Origin of the sequence: Exiguobacterium sp. s150 (genome assembly GCF_018618435.1) — a bacterium.
Classification (GTDB): Bacteria; Bacillota; Bacilli; order Exiguobacteriales; family Exiguobacteriaceae; genus Exiguobacterium; species Exiguobacterium alkaliphilum.
This window is the reverse complement of record NZ_JACSMC010000046.1, coordinates 1-16345: the sequence shown is the minus strand read 5'-3', so window position 1 is coordinate 16345 and position 16345 is coordinate 1. Positions and strand designations below refer to the sequence as shown.

Below are 16345 nucleotides of genomic sequence, written 5' to 3'. Positions count from 1 at the left end.
CCTCATCTGAAGGCTTGAGCAAAACAGAAATGGACTGCGCTCGCACAAGCACTTCAGAATCCCACTGCTTTAGCTGTGGGAGTGTCAAAGAGGATGATGCCCGTAACGAACTAGAGCAAAAAGATTTCGAAGAGCGGAACGGGAAAATTTATACACTGACCAATCCGCCAGTCGAGCGCGCGACACAAGGTCGGCTCGAGAGCTATTTCGTCCGGAAAGTCGGGCCGTTTTATTTGGCTGAACATCACGGGGGTGGATAAAAGGGAGACAGCAGAAGCTGCCTCCCTTTTTAGTCATGGTCGTACAAATAGGCGAGCGCGTTCGGTAAGCGCCGGCGCCACGCCGACTCGTGATGGATGCCCTCTGGTTCGACTTCATAACGGAACATGATCCCGGTTCTCGCGATCGTTTCGACCAATTTAGCGTTCGTATACAAATAGTCTTCGGGCGTGAACGGGCCGCTCGTCTCGTCCGTCCCGAGATCCATGTAAAGCCGTGCCGACAGATTCGCTTGTTTCAGTTCACGGATGAGCGGGTCCAGGTTCGACCAGGCCGCCGTCGATAACGAACCGACACGGCGAATCGAAGGATACGTCGCCATCATATAGAGTGAAATGACGCCGCCCATCGAGCTGCCCATCACGCCGACATCGTCCACGTCTGTCGCATAGCGCGCATCAATCCATGGTTTCAACTCGTTCATGAGCCAGTCGGTATAGCGTCGCCCCTTTCCGCCGAGCGTCGGCCTCGTCTTCGCGAGCTCCGGTCCGATGCGCCGAACTAGCATCTCGTCTTCAAAAAAAGAGTAGTCGTCATAACGGTCGAGCCAATCCGGCGGGCTGGCGATGGCGACGACCATGAGCGGCAATCGGGACGTCTCGATGAATCGATCGATGCCCCAGCTCGCTCTCGTATCATGGAGGAAGACGTTTTGTCCGTCATGCATATAGAGGACGGGCAACAGGACGTCGTTCGACACGAAATCAGGACGAAAGACGGATACAAGTCGTTTTTGACCGGTTCGGTCGCTTGGCAAGTTAAAGCTGAACTGTTCAATCATATACACGCTTCCTTTCCACTTATCTAAATTGATTGTGACGTTGTTTAGACGGAAGTTCAATCCTCGCACTTGACTACCTACCGTTCGTTAGGTAAAGTGGAGGGAGCAGTTAGGAGGCCGAATAGACATGAATACGAAACAACGAATTGAGCAAGCGGCGACGCGTCGTTTTGCGTTAGAGGGATACGAGGGGCTCTCGCTCGCCGCACTCGCCGAGGACGTGGGAATTAAAAAAGCGTCACTCTATGCCCATATTGACGGAAAAGAGCAATTGTTCAAGCAAGTCGTCGAAGCGATGGCAGCACGGTACGATGACGTTTGGAAAGTAGCACGGGACGAATCTTACGACGCCCCGCCGCTCGAACGGATCGAGACGATTGTGCAAGCGCTGATCCGTTTCTTTGGGGAAGAAGAGACATGGATGTTGACGAAGCGGATGCTACTCGTCCCGCCACCGGAGCTGAGACCGTTTATCGAGTCAACGCTCGGAGACGTGGAGACTGAACTGCAGGCGTTTGAGAAAGAACAGTTCCGCCTTGCGATGGAGCAGGGTGCGTTGCCCGAGCAGTCGCTTGACGATGTGTATGACGCTTATTATTGCTTTTTGGATGGCGCGCTCATCTCGCTCTTTACGTTCGAGACGAACCGTTCCGAGCGTCAACGCGCTGCCTTCAAAATCTTTAAGAAAGGAATTGGATGGACATGAAACGTGATCAACTTGCATGGATGTGGCTCGTCCTCGCCGGTCTGCTCGAAATCGTGTGGGCGACGACGATGAAACTATCGAACGGGTTCACTGTGCTCGGCCCGACCTTGGTTACAATCGTCTTGTTAATCGTCAGCTTCGGTTTATTGGCGTTGTCGTTCCGCGTCTTGCCGGCCGGGACGGGCTATGCCGTCTTTACCGGGATCGGCGCTGTCGGGACGGTCATCGTCGGGAATATTTTGTTTGACGAGGTGCTCACCGGCATGAAGCTCGTCTTTATCGGCACACTGTTAATCGGTGTGATCGGGTTGAAACAAGTGACAGGAGGAGAGACAGCATGAGTTGGGCATTTTTAATTGGGGCGGGACTGGCCGAGATGATTGCCGTCTTTTTCATGGGGAAGTCAAAAGGCTATCAAATTTTGAAATGGTCAATCTTGTCGATTGTGACGTTCGCGCTCAGTTTTTATTTGTTATCCCGCTCGCTCGAGACGTTGCCGCTTGGACTCGCCTACTCGATTTGGGTCGGGATTGGGGCGGCCGGAGGCGTCATTCTCGGCATGCTTTACTTGAATGAATCGACCGACCGCTGGCGTATCTTCTTTTTGACGCTCATCATCGGGAGTGTCGTCGGATTGAAAGTCATCGCTTAACTAGGATTCAACCTGCCTCATAACGGGAATTAATGAGTAAAGACTGTGAATGAAAGGGGCGGGAACGATGAAGCATGTCGAGTTACACTCTGAGCGCTTACGGCTTGAACCATATACGATTGCCGATTTTTATTTCGTCAAATCGCTGCTACAAGACCCGCGGGTGATGCGGTTCATCAGCCCGGACGGAAAACCGTTCACGGATGAGCAGACGATTGAATGGTTCGAGCGACAGCTTTCGCGCTACAAGACAGGACGACAGACCGGGTTACTCAAATTGATGACGTTCGAGAGCGACGAACCGATTGGCCATGCCGGGACGTTGTTACACGAGCTTGACGGCAAAATCGAACTTGAGGTCGGCTATTGGCTCGCACCGAAGCATTGGCATATGGGTTACGGTCGCGAGGCGGCGGCTCGGCTCATGCAATATGCGTTCGAGGAAGGGGAGAAAGACATTATCTCGCTCATCCATCCGGACAATGTGCCATCACAACGTGTAGCGAAAGCGAACGGACTTCATTGGGATCGAGATACGGAATACGAGGGAATGCTCGTATCGGTATATGCTGGTGATTTAGAACGACTTTGCCGTCACATTCAACGTCAGGAAATGTCGCGTTAAAAAAATTAAAAAAAACTTTTAAAAAACGGTTGCCAAGGCATTAGTTTCTTGATATATTAATAGTGTCCTTAAGAGAGGACACGACCTGATTCTGTAGCTCAGCTGGGAGAGCGCTACCTTGACAGGGTAGAGGTCGCTGGTTCGAGCCCAGTCAGAATCACTTGGGTGCCAAACCCGATGCGAAACCCACCGGAACATGGGTTTCCGCGAAGCCACTTCTTGCGAGAAGTGGCTCTTTTTTTGTTCTTTTTTCAATTGACATCCAATGGAACGGATTGGTATATTGCTTTCAATACATATAGAAACGGGGGATACGAGATGGTGTTGTTAGGGACCATCGTCAACGCGGCGCTCATCGTCGTCGGGACGTTGCTCGGCCTTTTGTTCCATCGAATCCCCGAGCGGATGAAAGAGACGGTCACGGCGGCGATCGGGCTTGCGGTCGTCGTGCTCGGTGTGCAGATGGGTCTAAAAAGCGAGAATTTCTTGATTGTGATCGGTAGTCTTGTCGCCGGGGCGGCGCTAGGGGAATGGTGGAAACTCGACGAGAAATTGAATGAGGTCGGCTACCAATTGGAACGGCGCATCGGTGGAAAGAGTAAGTCGAGCATTGCCGAAGGTTTCATTACAGCGACGCTCATTTTTGTCATTGGGGCGATGGCTGTCATCGGGGCGCTCGACAGCGGCTTACGTGGCGACCACGACGTGTTGTATACGAAAGGGTTGATTGACGGGTTTACCGCGCTCGTCCTCGCTTCCTCGCTCGGGATCGGGGTCATGTTTTCGGCCGTCCCGGTCTTGCTGTATCAAGGTGCGATCGCCTTGTTGGCGATTCAAATTATGAAAGTTGTGCCCGAATCGCTCATGGATAGCTTTATTCTTGAGATGACGGCCACTGGAGGGGTCATGATTGTGGCCATCGGCTTGAACTTGGCGGGTATCACGCGCATCCGGGTCGCCAACCTCCTACCGGGTATATTGGTCGTGGCACTCATCGTTTCCATCTTACATATGCTCTCATAAGAAAAGGTCCGAAACGGTGATACAACCGTTTCGGACCTTTTGTCATGATTGGTGTTGTTCGACGTCTTCTTTCGCGCTTTCGCGGAGCGCAGCGGACATGACGTCGGATAAGTCACGATCGCGCAAGACGCCGACACCGCGGTCGGTCGGGCCTCCTGGCGCGGCCACGTCCGAGATTAAGGCGTCAGTCGGACGCGTCTCGTGCAACAGGAGTTCGGCCGATCCTTTCATCGCTTGGGCGACGATTTGTCGGGCTGTCGCCTCGTCAAATCCGGCATCGGTCAAGACCGGTGTCATCGATCCGACGATTTCATAGAAGAACGCTGGGCTGCAGCCGGCGGCAGCCATGAAGGCGGACATCGTTTTCGCGTCCGTCACGGCGGTTCGGCCGACGCGTTCAAATAGTGCGGTCGCTGTCGCGCGAACAGACTCGTCTGTCTCTGGTCCGAACCAAAGGCCCGTCATCCCGTCACGGAAGGCGACTGGGGTGTTCGGCATCGCACAGACAGCTGGAAGTCCTGAAGCGGCCTCGAGTTCTGCCGGCTCGATATGAGCCGCGACAGAGATGAGGAGCGGCTTCGTCCACGTCTTCGAACGTACATATGGGAGCACGCCATCTGGTTGCATCGCGAGTACGACGATATCGTATGCGTTCACGTCTTCTTCGTCCACGATTCGGACGCCGAGTTCGTTGTGCAGTTGGTCCAATCGAGCCCGGTCACTTCGATTCGTCATCGTGATCGTCTCCGGCGAAAGACCGGCGTCAATCCAACCGCGGACGAGCGCCTCGCTCATCGAACCGGCTCCTACCATTAATAATTTCATATTTCGTCACCTCTTCTGTTAGATTCGGTCTTGTACATGGTGCTTATCATAACAAATGTTAAGCCGAATATCCCCTTCCATGCTCGAATTGTAAAAGAAAGGAAATAATGTAACCGCTTCTTCACATCCAACATCGGACAGTGAAAGTGACAGAATTCATTCGACGAGATATGATGGCAGTAATCTATTCGAACGAGGCGATTTTTATGAAACGAATTCTTGTGCGTGGCATAAAAGGGTATCAACGTGTCATCTCTCCATTGAAACCACCGACGTGCCGATTTTATCCGACATGCTCTCATTATGGGATTGAAGCGATTGAAAAGCACGGGGCGGTCAAGGGCGGCTATTTGACCGCGCGACGTTTGTTGCGTTGCCAACCGTTCCATGCAGGCGGACTCGACTATGTGCCGGACGAGTTTGACTGGAGCGCGCCATTACAACGAGAGAAGCCACCTTCACAGCGAGATGTCTAATCGACGTCTCGCTGTTTTAGGTACAGATTCATGAACGGACTTTTGTTTTAGTACAATACTTTTGACAATGTTCCAAGTATTCTGAAAAAATAGAGAAGTACAATTACATAAGGGGAAAGGGGATTTCAGCATGAGTCAATCGTTCAGTGAACTGATCGGTACGATTTCAGACTTTGTGTGGGGACCACCGCTGTTGATTTTGCTTGTGGGGACAGGCGTTTATTTGACAGTACGGTTAGGTGGCCTTCAAATCACAAAACTGCCTTACGCATTAAAGCTCGCCTTCTCGAAAAACCAAGACAAGACGTCACGAGGGGACATTAGTCACTTCCAAGCACTCATGACTGCCCTCGCGGCGACCGTCGGTACGGGGAATATCGTCGGTGTCGCCACGGCTGTCGTGCTCGGGGGACCGGGCGCGATTGTCTGGATGTGGCTGTCCGGGTTCTTTGGGATGGCAACAAAGTATGCCGAAGCCGTACTCGCTGTCAAATATCGAGTGACGGATGAGCGGGGACAGATGGCTGGTGGGCCGATGTATTATTTGGAGCGCGGTTTAAAGCAGCGCTGGCTCGCCGTATTGTTCGCGGCGTTCGCCTCGCTTGCCGCGTTTGGGATTGGGAACGGGGTCCAGACGAACTCGGTTGCGCTCGCGCTCAAGTCGACGTTTGACGTTCCGCTCTATGTATCCGGTATTTTGGTGATGGTGTTCACGGGTGCCGTCATCCTTGGCGGCGTCAAATCGATTGGACGCGTCGTCAGTTATTTCGTTCCGATCATGATCATCTTCTATCTCGGTAGTGGGCTCATCATCATGGTCATGAACTACACGCTCATCCCGGATGCGATTGCGCTCATCTTCAGCAGCACGTTCAGTGCCGAAGCAATCGGTGGTGGGGCCATCGGTGCGGCGATCCGTTACGGTGTCGCCCGCGGCGTGTTCTCGAACGAAGCCGGTCTCGGTTCGGCTCCGATCGCGGCAGCCGCTGCGAAAACAGATATGCCGGGCAGACAAGCGCTCGTCTCGATGACGCAAGTCTTCCTCGACACGCTCATCGTCTGTTCAATCACGGGGATCACCCTCGTCATGGGCGGACAGATCGGTTCAGGGCTTGAAGGCGTCGATTTGACGGCGGCCACGTTTGAACAGTTCCTCGGGCCGTTCGGCCGTTACGTCGTCACGATTGGGCTCGTTATGTTCGCGTATTCGACCGTACTCGGGTGGTCGTATTATGGGGAACGCTCGATTCACTACTTGTTTGGACAAAAGTCGATTATTCCGTATCGCATCGCCTTCGTCCTCGTCGCAGGACTTGGCGCGATGACGACGAACTTGAACTTGGTATGGGCGCTCTCGGACGTGTTCAACGGCTTGATGGCCATTCCGAACTTGATTGGCCTCTTGTTCTTGTCAGGGGTCGTCATCGCTGAGACGAAGCGTTTCAACCAGCAACTCGCGCTCGAGAACCGTAATCGAAAGGCGTCATGACGCCAAAACGCCACCTCGCTTATTCCGGAGGTGGCGTTCTTTTATTTTTCACTTCTTCGAGTCGGGCTTGTTGTAAATGGTTGAACACTTGGGTGACGAACCCGACCATGATGCCGGTACCCGTAATGACGTAACCAATCGTGAACGCTTTCCCGAGGTCTGTCGACGGGACGAAATCACCATAGCCAATCGTCGTCAGCGTGATGACGCTGAAGTAGAGCGAATCAAGCCATCGTAACTCTTCGTAGCGGGCGTAAAATAACGTGCCGGACAAAATGGTGAGGAAGGCGAGACTGAACAACACCTGGAATTCAGGCTCTTTCAGCCCGCGCCAAATTCCTCGGAACATGCGGCGAAACGTCAAGAAGAACGAAAGCATATCCCCACTCCTTTCTGTATTAGGTTTGTTCGTGACAGAGGAGGGAACATCCTCTATAGTCTAGCGAAGAAAGGATGAAGGAGATGACGAAACCGATACCGAAAGAACAAGGTCTCGATCACAGCCTCGATTTTTTAAGGGAGGGATATCAGTTTGTCCCGAATCGACGGACGAGCTTTCAATCGAATATCTTTGAGACGCGGCTGTTAGGGGAACGTGCGATTTGTCTCGGCGGAGAGGAAGGAGCGGCTCTATTTTACGATGCCGACCGCTTCGTCCGGCAAGATGCGGCCCCGAAACGGCTCTTGAAGACGCTGTTCGGTGAAAGCGGCGTACAGACGTTAGACGGTCCTGCCCATACGTATCGGAAACGGATGTTCATGTCGCTCATGTTTCCAGAAAATGTTGATCGCCTGACGCGACTCGTCGGGCGTGAATGGGAAAAGGAACTCGATCAAGCCGATGGGGAGACCGTCCTTTATGAGACGGCACAACGCGTGCTCATGCGCGCCGTCTGCGAATGGGCCGGTGTACCACTCGCCGAGTCAGAGGTTGACAAGCGTACCGACGAGATGCGTCTCTTGTTCGAATCGGGCACAGCACTCGGACCGAAGCACATCCTTGGCCGTAAAGCACGAGCCTCGGCTGAGACATGGGTCAGCTCGATGGTCGAGGAGGTACGGACGAAGCGCTTGTTGCCGAACGAGAAGACAGCTTTGTATGAGTTCGCTTGGCATCGTGACGAATCCGGTGAACTGTTACCGGCAGACGTCGTGGCTGTCGAAGTGATCAATATTTTGCGACCGACCGTCGCAGTGTCGATCTATGTCCTCTTCACGGTGCTCGCCTTGCATCAATTTGATGAAGCGCGAACGAAACTGGCAAACGGGACAGTCGACGCGACGGCGTTCGTTCAGGAAGTTCGCCGCTTTTATCCGTTCTTCCCGGTGACGGCAGCCCGGGTCAAGCACGATTTCGAGTGGGAAGGGTACAGATTCGAAGCAGGGACGCTCGTCTTACTCGACTTGTACGGGACGAATCACGATCCGGCGCATTGGGACGAACCGGGCCAATTCAATCCAGAACGGTTCGTCAATTGGACAGAGAGTCCGTTCACGTTCATCCCACAAGGTGGGGGAGATGTCGATTTCGGACATCGCTGTGCAGGAGAGCACGTCACCATCGCCATTATGAAAGAGACGATTGACGTATTCTTGAACCGCTATCGCTATGACGTCCCGCCGCAAGACTTCAGTTACAGCCTTGTCGACTTGCCGAGCCTTCCGAAGAGCAGGCTCGTCTTGACCGACATCGAACGACGCGCATGAAAATGAACCACCCGGGATGGGTGGTTCATTTTGTGTGAAGCGCCAAGCGATTTGTAATTGGTGCGATGCGGCAATTGGTGTCGACCATGCGATTATCACGCTTCGGTTCATCCGCGCGTTCGATGCGCCATGGCCTGTCATGTCGTTCAGCGAGAGCGGAGGCGATATCATAGAGCGAGTGGCTCGTGTTCCCGTTCAATTGATACATGCCGGGACCTCGTTTCGTCAGGATGTCGAACAGCGCGTCGGCCGTATCTTGTAAAAACGAGCAAGACGGATACCAGTGCGTACTGGCGACGATGACGCCTTTTTGTTCCATTTCCTTCTCGAAAAAATCCATCATGTTGTTCGAGCCGGAGCGGTCCCCGATTTGCCATCCGAGCCGAACGATTTGAGCACCAGGGTTGGCTCGGGCGATCGCTTGCTCGCATGCCCGTTTATACGATCCGTATTCATCTTCGGCGTCGGGCCGGGTGTCAGGTGTGATGGGTCCTGTCACGTTGTCCGAGAAGACGGAGACGGTGCTCGTGAACAAAAATGGGATATCGTATTCCCCGCACAGTCGGGCGAGATTCGCCGCTGATTCGACGGGTCCCATCCCGATGTGAAGAAAATAGTCAGGCCGGACCGATTCGATAAAGGCGCGCATATCTGATTCTTTTTCGATGGAGACTTTTGAACGGTCCCACGCAATCGGTTCAATCCCGTGTCGTTCGAGTGTCGTGGCGACGACAGGTGCGACCGTCCCGTTCATTCCTGTGATGATTGCTTTCATAGATCTTCCTCCCTTCTGTTTGTATCATCCCACAGTTCGCTCGTTGACAAACCCACTCTTTTTCACTGTATGATAAAGTGGTATGTGGAGGAGATAATATGAACATTCGACAAGCTAAACCGGCAGATGCGACGAACGTGGCCCCGCTCGTCTATGCGGCCATCCATGACATCGCCTATTCGTTGACCGGAACGAAGCAGAAAGAACAAGTACTCGAGCGGCTCGCGATGTGGATTGGCCGACCCGCGAACCGTCTGAGCTATGAAAATATTTGGGTCGCGGAGAGTGAAGGGACCATCGCGGGCATTATCATCGCGTATGCAGGAATGGATGCACGGAAATTAGACGAACCGATTCGACAGTGGCTGATGGAAGCTGGCGAAACAGGGGAACTCGACGTCGAGACAGAAGGCGACGTGTTTTACATCGACTCGGTCGCGGTCGATTCACAGTTCGGGGGACGTGGAATCGGGACAAAGCTGATCAACTCCGTCACTCAGCACGTCCGTTCAAAACACATCCCGGTCGTCACGTTGAACGTCGACCAGACCAATCCTGCGGCAGCGCGCCTTTATGAACGACTCGGTTTTTATAAACAAAAAGAGATTGAGATTTCAGGCGGACGGTTCGATTATATGGTGCTCGATTTATGAAGACGGACGAAAGTCCGTTTTTTCAGTCTTGAAACCGATGCATTTGTCGACGCCGTCCGCTATACTAAATGCTTGAAACGAACTTGCGGATAAAGGAGCCTATACTTTATGGAATGGAGAAATATATTACGCGGCATGGCGATGGGGACGAGTGATTTGATTCCTGGCGTCAGCGGCGGGACGATTGCGGTCATTTTAGGAATTTACGACCGGTTGATTGAGGCGATTAGCGGGGTGTTTAGCCGGCACTGGAAAAAACATATCGGTTTCTTAATTCCGCTCGCGATTGGGATGGGTGGCGCGATTTTAGGGTTGAGCCGCGTCATCGAGTTTTTATTGTTGAACTATCATGCCCCGACCCAGTTCTTCTTCATCGGGTTGATTTTAGGGATTATCCCGCTCTTGTTGTTTGAATTCAAGTCACGGGCGAAGATGCGACCGGTGCATATCGTCGCGATGATTGTCGGAACGATTCTCGTCGCGAGTATGGCTGTCATCAAACCGGCGGATACGGCGGTCATCACTGACGTAACGATGGGGACGGCGCTGCTCCTCTTCTTCTCGGGCTGGCTTGGCAGTATGGCGATGCTCTTGCCTGGTATTAGTGGTTCGTTCGTCTTGTTGTTGATTGGGGTCTATCCGACGGTCATCAGCGCCTTGTCGAACTTGAACGTGATCGTCATCGGAATTGTCGGTCTCGGTGTCGCCGTCGGCTTCATCGTCAGCAGTAAAGTCATCCGTCATCTGCTCGCGAACTACCCGGGTATGACGTTCTCCGTTATTCTCGGGCTCGTCATCGGATCGCTCGCCGTCGTCTTCCCAGGTCTTCCGGCGACGACCGTCATGTGGGGATTAAGCATCGTCTCGTTTTTGGCCGGTTTTATGATTGTCCGATTGCTCGGGAAATTTTCAGTATGAACAGAAGACGCGGCTCTCGCTATGGCGAGGCCGCGTCTTTTTAATAGATGAACGGAAGCAGACGTTTCCGGGACTTCGACCATACGGCGTAAGCATCGCCGAAATGTGCGGTCAACATCTTCTCTTCGATATGAATGCGCCATAATAGCGCTGCTCCCATCGCAATCGTTCCGAGTACTGCGAACCAGACGAAACTGAAGGTAAGCGCGAACCCGAACGTGATGAACAATAGTCCTGTATAGAGCGGATGCCGTAAGAACCGGTACGGGCCTGTGCTGACAATCTCATCCGTGGGCCGGACGACGACATGGCGCGTGAACTGATGTCGTAAATGGGTGATCCCCCAATACCGGAGGCCGACACCAGCTATGTAACATGCGAGTCCGATTAAGCGCAAAGAGACGCTTTGACGGGCATCCGTCAAGATCGAGTAACCGAGCGAACTTGCGAACACGATCACCATGACGGCCGAGACGACGTAAAAACTCATATGTTCGCTCCGTCCATCCTTCGTGTCGTCACGATTGCGGTAACGCCATAGCTCATAAAGCCAGGCTATCGAGGTGACGACGAATATTCCGTCGAGCCAATCCATAGCAACTCCTCCTTCACTCTCTTCTCACTCATACCCGTGGCTGTTTGTCCAAAAACCGTAAGGGCGGGTTGGGTATGCTCTCTTCGACTTGTTCGCTACCCGATCAAAAAGACCCTGCCTGAGAACAGGCAGGGAATCAAGCGTGAAGCAAGTCGGGACGTGGTGCCGCAGTTTCGACAGGAGCTTCTTCTTTGATTAAATGGTACGTCAGGCACATCGGCTTCTCCGTACGTGGGTCGCGACCGATGATGGCATCGATGTGGAACACTTGGCGCAAGACGAGCGGACAGATGACTTCCTCGGCAGAACCCGTCGCGAGCACTTCGCCATCTTTCATCGCCACGATATGGTCAGCGAACCGAGCGGCTTGATTCAAATCGTGGAGGACCATGACGATCGTACGGCCTTGCTCGCGGTTCAACGTCTCGAGCAGTTCGAGCACTTCAAGTTGATGGGCCAAGTCGAGATACGTCGTCGGTTCGTCCAAGAAAATCAAATCCGTCTCCTGCGCGAGCGCCATCGCAATCCATACCCGCTGGCGTTGGCCGCCAGATAAGGCGTCGACGCTCCGGTCTTTATAGTCGAGCGTACCGGTGACGTCGAGCGCCCAATCGATGACTTCGTGGTCGCGTTTCGTCAATCGGCCGAATCCGGACTGGTACGGGAAGCGGCCATACGCGACGAGTTCACCGACCGTCAACCCGCTTGCACCTTCGGGGGTCTGCGGCAAGATTGCCATCTTTTTGGCGATCTCTTTCGTCTTGCACTTGGCGATATCGGCGCCGTCTAAATGGACCGACCCGTTCGAAGGAGAGAGGATTCGCGTCATCGCCTTCAACAACGTCGACTTACCGCAACCGTTCGGTCCGATAATCGTCGTGATTTGACGGTCTGGAATCGTTAAACTGAGCTGTTTGACGATTGTCTTGTCGCCGTAACCGACCTCGATGTCTGTTGTATGTATGCGTGACATGCAAATTCTCCTCTCGGGGGCGTCAAATGTGATAATGATTCTCAATGTCGTACTCACTATAGCAAGCGCTTCAGTTTATGTCAATCTTCATTTAGAGAGAAAACGGATTGTGCTTCCGTACGATACGCGGTATAGTGAATGAGAATGATAATCAATGACAGCGTGGACAGGTGGAAGGATGGTTGAGTGGGATGAAGGGACAAGACGTATTCGATGTGACGATTATCGGTGGTGGGCCAGCGGGACTATACGCCGCGTTTTACAGTGGCCTTCGTGGGATGAAGACGAAACTGATTGAATTTCAACCACACCTCGGGGGCAAGATTCATGTCTATCCGGAAAAGATGATTTGGGATGTCGGGGGTGTGACACCGACGACTGGGGCGAAGTTGATTGACCAGCTCGTCGAGCAAGGGCTCACGTTCGATCCGACCGTCGTCTTAGGAGAAAAAGTAGAGGCGATGACGAAAGACCATGACGGTCGCTTCATTCTAGACGGCACGCATGGCCGTCACGTCTCGAAGACGGTCATCGTCGCAACCGGAAACGGGATTCTCCAGCCACAAAAGATTGAAATCAGTGGGGCAGAGCGCTTCGAAGTGTCAAACCTTCATTACACAGTGAAATCGCTCATGCGTTTCAAAGGAAAGACCGTTCTCATCTCTGGGGGTGGGAACAGCGCCATCGATTGGGCGAATGAGCTGGAGCCGATCGCTGAACGCGTCATTTTGACTTATCGGAAAGAGGCGTTGAAAGGACATGAGTCGCAAGTGGAGAAGTTGCGCTGCGGGCGCGTCGACTGTCGTCTGTCGACTCGCATCAACGACTTGATCTCACGGGACGGGCAGATGATTCATGCGGTGGAGCTCCTGAACTGCGTCACTGGGGATAAAGAACACGTGGAAGTGGACGAAGTCGTGATCAACCACGGCTATGAACAGGATGCGACGTTGTTAGGGGACAGCGAGCTTCATGTCGACATGAAGGATGGCTTCTACGTGTCAGGCAACGCGCGGAGCGAATCGTCTGTACCAGGGCTGTATGCGGCAGGAGATATTTTGACGCATGACGGAAAGGTTCATTTGATCGCCGGAGCATTCCAAGACGCGGCGAACGCCGTTAACAGCGCGAAGACGTTCATTGATCCCGAAGCGACGAAAGCGGCGATGGTGTCTTCCCATAACGAGCGTTTAAAGGCGAAGAATCGGGCCATCATCGAACAAACAATCATCAAGCAGTGAGGGAATCCCTCACTGCTTGATTTTTGGATAGTCGCATAGTTCGACGATGATACCGCCTGAATGGCGCGGGTCCATATAAATGAGGCGCCGACCTTTTGCTGTCGTCCGTAACGTGTCCTCTAGAAACGTGATGCCGTCTCGTTTGAGCGCGTCGATCGATTGCTCCAAGTCGTCGACTCGATAAGCGATATGGTGAACGCCTTTCCCCCGTGCCTTCATAAAGCGGGCAATCGGACTCGTCGGACTCGTTGGCAACAATAACTCGATCACATCTTCCCCGACGTGAATCACGGCAATCTCCGTCTCGACGCCGACGGCCGTATTCGTATAGCGGTCAACGAGCTCGCCTTGGAGGACGGTCGTGTAAAACGTGATCGCCTCGTCTAAATCACGGACGGCAATCCCGGTGTGGTCAATTTGCATAGTTATTCCTCCTTCTCCGTCTAGTGTGCCGAAAGTTGAACAAATTGTCACTTCACAACGTTTTCGGATAATCCGATATACTAAAAGAGGGAGGGACGGCGAAATGAACGGGAAAATCACCCTTGGCTTGATTAGTGCATTCGCGCTAGTATCATTTATGTTTGGACTCTCACTTGCAACATTCGTCGATTACCGCATTAATGAAGAACAGGTCGTGCTCGAACGACTGACGACTCATAAAAAGATTGGTCCGGCTGAAATTCTTTCGACGGAAGTGGATTTTCATTTGAACGGATCGAACTACGCCCTCCGTTTCACGGATGAGCCGCACATCACGTATTGGTTCAGTGTCGCCGAGCGGGAGATTCAATTCGACCGCATCGAGGCGCTCGACCCTCGTGACGTCGGCCAGAGGACCGCTTTGTTTGAAGAGATGCCGCCGTTGGCCATGGAATCGACGACTGCCGCGGAATGAAAAATGCCCGTCAACCGTTTCTTTTCGATTGAAAAGAACGGAGGCCGGCATTTTTTTATTTTATCGAGTCGCGCGCGCAGGGAGGATGTTCGTCATCGTATAAAAGGCCGACTGCCTGGACGCCATCTCCTGTTTGAGGATGGCATAGTGTAACTCGGGTTGAAGCGATGTGACGGTCAAACGGAGACGCATCGAAGGTTTTAACTGGTGACAAAATACCCGTTGCAGGAACGGAATGGCATCTTGTGCGACCTCGTCCGACCCAAAGAGATGAATCTCATGAATCTTGACATAGTCTTGGTTGTAATGGGCTCGGAAGATTCCGACGGCTTTGCCCGCTCGATGTAGCGTGTAGCAATAGTGGTTTCGTGCGAGAAAACGTCGCAACCGCTCTTCTGTCAACGGAAAGACATCTGACAGGACGAGCGCGTGCTCGTTTCGATGACGTAACCACGTCGCATAGTTACTCGGGTCAACGACTGACAATTTCCAATCGCTGAACGAGGCTTTTTCATATGGGATGAGCGGGAGAACGTAGTTAAATGATGTATGATAAGCCTCGAATCCATGTGAAGTGAACAAGTTTAGCTTATCTTGATCTTCGTCTTGGACGACTTGCAATAAGACCATCGTCTCGTGCGTGGTTTCTTTACTCAGTTGATTAAGGAGGCGACTCAACAACCCTTGAAAGACGTACCGATTTCGATACGCTTCGTGGCGGATGCGGATCACACGGTCTGTGCCGTCATCGAGGCGCTCGGTCGCTAGTGCCGCAATCGGCGTATTCCCGTCTAACGCGACGTAGACGTGATGCTGGGGTGGGGTGCTGAAAAAGTCGGGACCGTGACCGGGAGCGTACATCGCCTTGACGCTAAACCGAGTCCTTGCCGATAAGTTAGGCCACTCACAATACATGATTTCCGAATTCAAGTGCTCTCCTACTTTCTTGTTCGATGTATAGTACACTTAAATTGTAAGCGCTACCATCTAAAAGTAATAATGTAAAAATAATGAATAATTGAACGTGGGAAGACACGTAGGTGATTCATTTTCACTACATCGATATGAGTCAAAAGGACCGAATGGGGGATGAATTGACTTTTTGTTTCAAGCGTCACGATTGTAAAATGATGGGTAACATAAGAAACTGTGAGATTTGTCTTTAGAACCATCTACATCGTTCTCGCTATGAGGCGTGCTATACTATGGATATGAATCCGTGAAGAGGTGTGCAATGAGATACGTATTTGCTTGTTTCGTCATAGTTAGCTTGGTGTTCGCGCCACTCGCGTCATCTGCGGAAACAGAACCGGTCGTCGTTCATGAGAACGTCATTATCGAGAACGACGTCGAACTATACGAGGGGTTTCGCTCGCCGAATGAGATGGTGTTTCTCTTCATCTTGATCGTCTTACTGTCCGTCATCGGGCTCGGGATCATCAACGCGATCGAATAACGTGAAAACGTTCACAAAAATGCAATATGTGGAGCGTAAGCGTTTCCATTTTTCTTTTATACTAAAGACGTAGGAAAGAGGTTCTGCACCAACTTCGTTCCTCCTTTTCAGATGAACACCCCTCGTTCATATCATGTTATTCGGGTCCGTCGATTCACGTCGACGGCCCCCTTTTTTGTTACATGATGAATTATAAAATTAAGTGCAACACCTGAACGTGAACGCAAAAAAGCCCATAGCGACGGCCTCGTGTAGAATGAAGTTACCACACAA

General features: G+C 52.4%; 22 protein-coding genes and 1 tRNA gene. 15 read left to right on the top strand and 8 right to left on the bottom strand.

Annotated elements, in window-relative coordinates; all coding sequences use genetic code 11:
* Positions 1–260, top strand: a 260-nt coding sequence (locus tag KNP76_RS14845) for a hypothetical protein (RefSeq protein WP_214844962.1), incomplete at its 5' end; no start/stop codon positions are given.
* A 29-nt stretch (positions 261–289) separates the two neighbouring features.
* Here the strand turns inward: KNP76_RS14845 and KNP76_RS14840 are convergent.
* Positions 290–1060, bottom strand: a complete 771-nt coding sequence (locus tag KNP76_RS14840; protein ID WP_214844961.1) for an alpha/beta hydrolase — start codon at positions 1058–1060, stop codon at positions 290–292.
* Positions 1061–1187: 127 nt separating this feature from the next.
* On the opposite strand from KNP76_RS14840, the gene KNP76_RS14835 reads away from it, so the two are divergent.
* From KNP76_RS14835 to KNP76_RS14810, 6 genes are all read left to right on the top strand, one after another.
* Positions 1188–1766 carry a TetR/AcrR family transcriptional regulator gene (locus tag KNP76_RS14835; protein ID WP_034806919.1) on the top strand — a complete coding sequence of 193 codons (579 nt, stop codon included), beginning with the start codon at positions 1188–1190 and terminating at the stop codon, positions 1764–1766.
* Positions 1757–2107: a DMT family transporter gene (locus KNP76_RS14830; RefSeq protein ID WP_081825844.1), complete on the top strand. Its 351-nt coding sequence runs from the start codon at positions 1757–1759 to the stop codon at positions 2105–2107. Before KNP76_RS14835 ends, KNP76_RS14830 begins: the two co-directional genes overlap by 10 nt.
* Positions 2104–2418, top strand: a complete 315-nt coding sequence (locus tag KNP76_RS14825; protein WP_024371711.1) for a DMT family transporter — start codon at positions 2104–2106, stop codon at positions 2416–2418. The genes KNP76_RS14830 and KNP76_RS14825 overlap by 4 nt, the downstream gene beginning before the upstream one ends.
* Positions 2419–2485: 67 nt before the next feature.
* The gene (locus KNP76_RS14820) at positions 2486–3043 is read left to right on the top strand and encodes a GNAT family N-acetyltransferase (RefSeq protein ID WP_034806917.1); all 558 of its coding nucleotides are present in this window, start codon (positions 2486–2488) and stop codon (positions 3041–3043) included.
* 87 nt (positions 3044–3130) lie between these two features.
* Positions 3131–3203, top strand: a tRNA-Val gene (locus KNP76_RS14815).
* Positions 3204–3361: 158 nt separating this feature from the next.
* On the top strand, positions 3362–4066 hold the full coding sequence (locus KNP76_RS14810; RefSeq protein ID WP_034806915.1) for a DUF554 domain-containing protein: 705 nt from the start codon (positions 3362–3364) through the stop codon (positions 4064–4066).
* A gap of 42 nt (positions 4067–4108) precedes the next feature.
* Here KNP76_RS14810 and KNP76_RS14805 read toward each other — a convergent pair whose 3' ends face one another.
* Complete coding sequence (locus tag KNP76_RS14805; protein WP_214844960.1) at positions 4109–4891, bottom strand: pyrroline-5-carboxylate reductase family protein; 783 nt, start codon at positions 4889–4891, stop codon at positions 4109–4111.
* Positions 4892–5097: 206 nt separating this feature from the next.
* Here KNP76_RS14805 and yidD point away from each other — a divergent pair, with 206 nt between their 5' ends.
* Positions 5098–5367, top strand: a complete 270-nt coding sequence (gene yidD, locus KNP76_RS14800; protein WP_034806912.1) for a membrane protein insertion efficiency factor YidD — start codon at positions 5098–5100, stop codon at positions 5365–5367.
* Between the two features lie 130 nt (positions 5368–5497).
* Positions 5498–6856, top strand: a complete 1359-nt coding sequence (locus KNP76_RS14795) for an alanine/glycine:cation symporter family protein (protein WP_034806910.1) — start codon at positions 5498–5500, stop codon at positions 6854–6856.
* 19 nt (positions 6857–6875) lie between these two features.
* Here KNP76_RS14795 and KNP76_RS14790 read toward each other — a convergent pair whose 3' ends face one another.
* Positions 6876–7235 (bottom strand): potassium channel family protein, encoded by a 360-nt coding sequence (locus tag KNP76_RS14790; protein ID WP_214844959.1) that lies wholly within the window; start codon positions 7233–7235, stop codon positions 6876–6878.
* Positions 7236–7318: 83 nt separating this feature from the next.
* Here KNP76_RS14790 and KNP76_RS14785 point away from each other — a divergent pair, with 83 nt between their 5' ends.
* Complete coding sequence (locus KNP76_RS14785) at positions 7319–8563, top strand: cytochrome P450 (protein ID WP_214844958.1); 1245 nt, start codon at positions 7319–7321, stop codon at positions 8561–8563.
* A 25-nt stretch (positions 8564–8588) separates the two neighbouring features.
* Here the strand turns inward: KNP76_RS14785 and KNP76_RS14780 are convergent, their stop codons facing one another.
* On the bottom strand, positions 8589–9338 hold the full coding sequence (locus KNP76_RS14780; protein WP_214844957.1) for a sugar nucleotide-binding protein: 750 nt from the start codon (positions 9336–9338) through the stop codon (positions 8589–8591).
* 98 nt (positions 9339–9436) lie between these two features.
* Between KNP76_RS14780 and KNP76_RS14775 the strand changes: the two genes are divergently transcribed.
* Both KNP76_RS14775 and KNP76_RS14770 read left to right on the top strand, forming a co-directional pair.
* The gene (locus KNP76_RS14775; protein WP_214844956.1) at positions 9437–9991 is read left to right on the top strand and encodes a GNAT family N-acetyltransferase; all 555 of its coding nucleotides are present in this window, start codon (positions 9437–9439) and stop codon (positions 9989–9991) included.
* Between the two features lie 108 nt (positions 9992–10099).
* Entirely contained in the window at positions 10100–10909 is an 810-nt protein-coding gene (locus tag KNP76_RS14770) for a DUF368 domain-containing protein (protein ID WP_214844955.1), read from the top strand.
* Between the two features lie 40 nt (positions 10910–10949).
* Here the strand turns inward: KNP76_RS14770 and KNP76_RS14765 are convergent, their stop codons facing one another.
* Together KNP76_RS14765 and KNP76_RS14760 are read right to left on the bottom strand one after the other, a co-directional pair.
* Positions 10950–11504 carry a methyltransferase family protein gene (locus KNP76_RS14765; protein WP_214844954.1) on the bottom strand — a complete coding sequence of 185 codons (555 nt, stop codon included), beginning with the start codon at positions 11502–11504 and terminating at the stop codon, positions 10950–10952.
* Positions 11505–11640: 136 nt separating this feature from the next.
* Complete coding sequence (locus KNP76_RS14760; protein ID WP_034806898.1) at positions 11641–12477, bottom strand: ABC transporter ATP-binding protein; 837 nt, start codon at positions 12475–12477, stop codon at positions 11641–11643.
* A gap of 191 nt (positions 12478–12668) precedes the next feature.
* Here KNP76_RS14760 and KNP76_RS14755 point away from each other — a divergent pair, with 191 nt between their 5' ends.
* Positions 12669–13718, top strand: coding sequence for an NAD(P)/FAD-dependent oxidoreductase (locus tag KNP76_RS14755; protein ID WP_214844964.1), 1050 nt, complete (start codon positions 12669–12671; stop codon positions 13716–13718).
* A 9-nt stretch (positions 13719–13727) separates the two neighbouring features.
* On the opposite strand, the gene KNP76_RS14750 is transcribed toward KNP76_RS14755, so the two are convergent.
* The gene (locus KNP76_RS14750) at positions 13728–14141 is read right to left on the bottom strand and encodes a VOC family protein (protein WP_034814411.1); all 414 of its coding nucleotides are present in this window, start codon (positions 14139–14141) and stop codon (positions 13728–13730) included.
* Positions 14142–14244: 103 nt separating this feature from the next.
* On the opposite strand from KNP76_RS14750, the gene KNP76_RS14745 reads away from it, so the two are divergent.
* Entirely contained in the window at positions 14245–14616 is a 372-nt protein-coding gene (locus KNP76_RS14745; RefSeq protein ID WP_034806892.1) for a hypothetical protein, read from the top strand.
* Between the two features lie 60 nt (positions 14617–14676).
* On the opposite strand, the gene KNP76_RS14740 is transcribed toward KNP76_RS14745, so the two are convergent.
* Complete coding sequence (locus KNP76_RS14740; protein WP_034814413.1) at positions 14677–15477, bottom strand: GNAT family N-acetyltransferase; 801 nt, start codon at positions 15475–15477, stop codon at positions 14677–14679.
* A 373-nt stretch (positions 15478–15850) separates the two neighbouring features.
* Here KNP76_RS14740 and KNP76_RS14735 point away from each other — a divergent pair, with 373 nt between their 5' ends.
* Positions 15851–16072 carry a hypothetical protein gene (locus tag KNP76_RS14735; RefSeq protein WP_251137528.1) on the top strand — a complete coding sequence of 74 codons (222 nt, stop codon included), beginning with the start codon at positions 15851–15853 and terminating at the stop codon, positions 16070–16072.
* The last annotated feature ends 273 nt before the right edge of the window (positions 16073–16345 follow it).

Coding starts and splice junctions, on each gene's coding strand:
- KNP76_RS14830 (WP_081825844.1), top strand. CDS start 1,757: ATGGACATGAAACGTGATCAACTTGCATGGATGTGGCTCGTCCTCGCC.
- KNP76_RS14775 (WP_214844956.1), top strand. CDS start 9,437: ATGAACATTCGACAAGCTAAACCGGCAGATGCGACGAACGTGGCCCCG.
- KNP76_RS14740 (WP_034814413.1), bottom strand. CDS start 15,477: ATGTACGCTCCCGGTCACGGTCCCGACTTTTTCAGCACCCCACCCCAG.
- yidD (WP_034806912.1), top strand. CDS start 5,098: ATGAAACGAATTCTTGTGCGTGGCATAAAAGGGTATCAACGTGTCATC.
- KNP76_RS14825 (WP_024371711.1), top strand. CDS start 2,104: ATGAGTTGGGCATTTTTAATTGGGGCGGGACTGGCCGAGATGATTGCC.
- KNP76_RS14835 (WP_034806919.1), top strand. CDS start 1,188: ATGAATACGAAACAACGAATTGAGCAAGCGGCGACGCGTCGTTTTGCG.
- KNP76_RS14790 (WP_214844959.1), bottom strand. CDS start 7,235: ATGCTTTCGTTCTTCTTGACGTTTCGCCGCATGTTCCGAGGAATTTGG.
- KNP76_RS14745 (WP_034806892.1), top strand. CDS start 14,245: ATGAACGGGAAAATCACCCTTGGCTTGATTAGTGCATTCGCGCTAGTA.
- KNP76_RS14760 (WP_034806898.1), bottom strand. CDS start 12,477: ATGTCACGCATACATACAACAGACATCGAGGTCGGTTACGGCGACAAG.
- KNP76_RS14840 (WP_214844961.1), bottom strand. CDS start 1,060: ATGATTGAACAGTTCAGCTTTAACTTGCCAAGCGACCGAACCGGTCAA.
- KNP76_RS14805 (WP_214844960.1), bottom strand. CDS start 4,891: ATGAAATTATTAATGGTAGGAGCCGGTTCGATGAGCGAGGCGCTCGTC.
- KNP76_RS14785 (WP_214844958.1), top strand. CDS start 7,319: ATGACGAAACCGATACCGAAAGAACAAGGTCTCGATCACAGCCTCGAT.
- KNP76_RS14810 (WP_034806915.1), top strand. CDS start 3,362: ATGGTGTTGTTAGGGACCATCGTCAACGCGGCGCTCATCGTCGTCGGG.
- KNP76_RS14780 (WP_214844957.1), bottom strand. CDS start 9,338: ATGAAAGCAATCATCACAGGAATGAACGGGACGGTCGCACCTGTCGTC.
- KNP76_RS14755 (WP_214844964.1), top strand. CDS start 12,669: ATGAAGGGACAAGACGTATTCGATGTGACGATTATCGGTGGTGGGCCA.
- KNP76_RS14765 (WP_214844954.1), bottom strand. CDS start 11,504: ATGGATTGGCTCGACGGAATATTCGTCGTCACCTCGATAGCCTGGCTT.
- KNP76_RS14735 (WP_251137528.1), top strand. CDS start 15,851: ATGAGATACGTATTTGCTTGTTTCGTCATAGTTAGCTTGGTGTTCGCG.
- KNP76_RS14770 (WP_214844955.1), top strand. CDS start 10,100: ATGGAATGGAGAAATATATTACGCGGCATGGCGATGGGGACGAGTGAT.
- KNP76_RS14795 (WP_034806910.1), top strand. CDS start 5,498: ATGAGTCAATCGTTCAGTGAACTGATCGGTACGATTTCAGACTTTGTG.
- KNP76_RS14820 (WP_034806917.1), top strand. CDS start 2,486: ATGAAGCATGTCGAGTTACACTCTGAGCGCTTACGGCTTGAACCATAT.
- KNP76_RS14750 (WP_034814411.1), bottom strand. CDS start 14,141: ATGCAAATTGACCACACCGGGATTGCCGTCCGTGATTTAGACGAGGCG.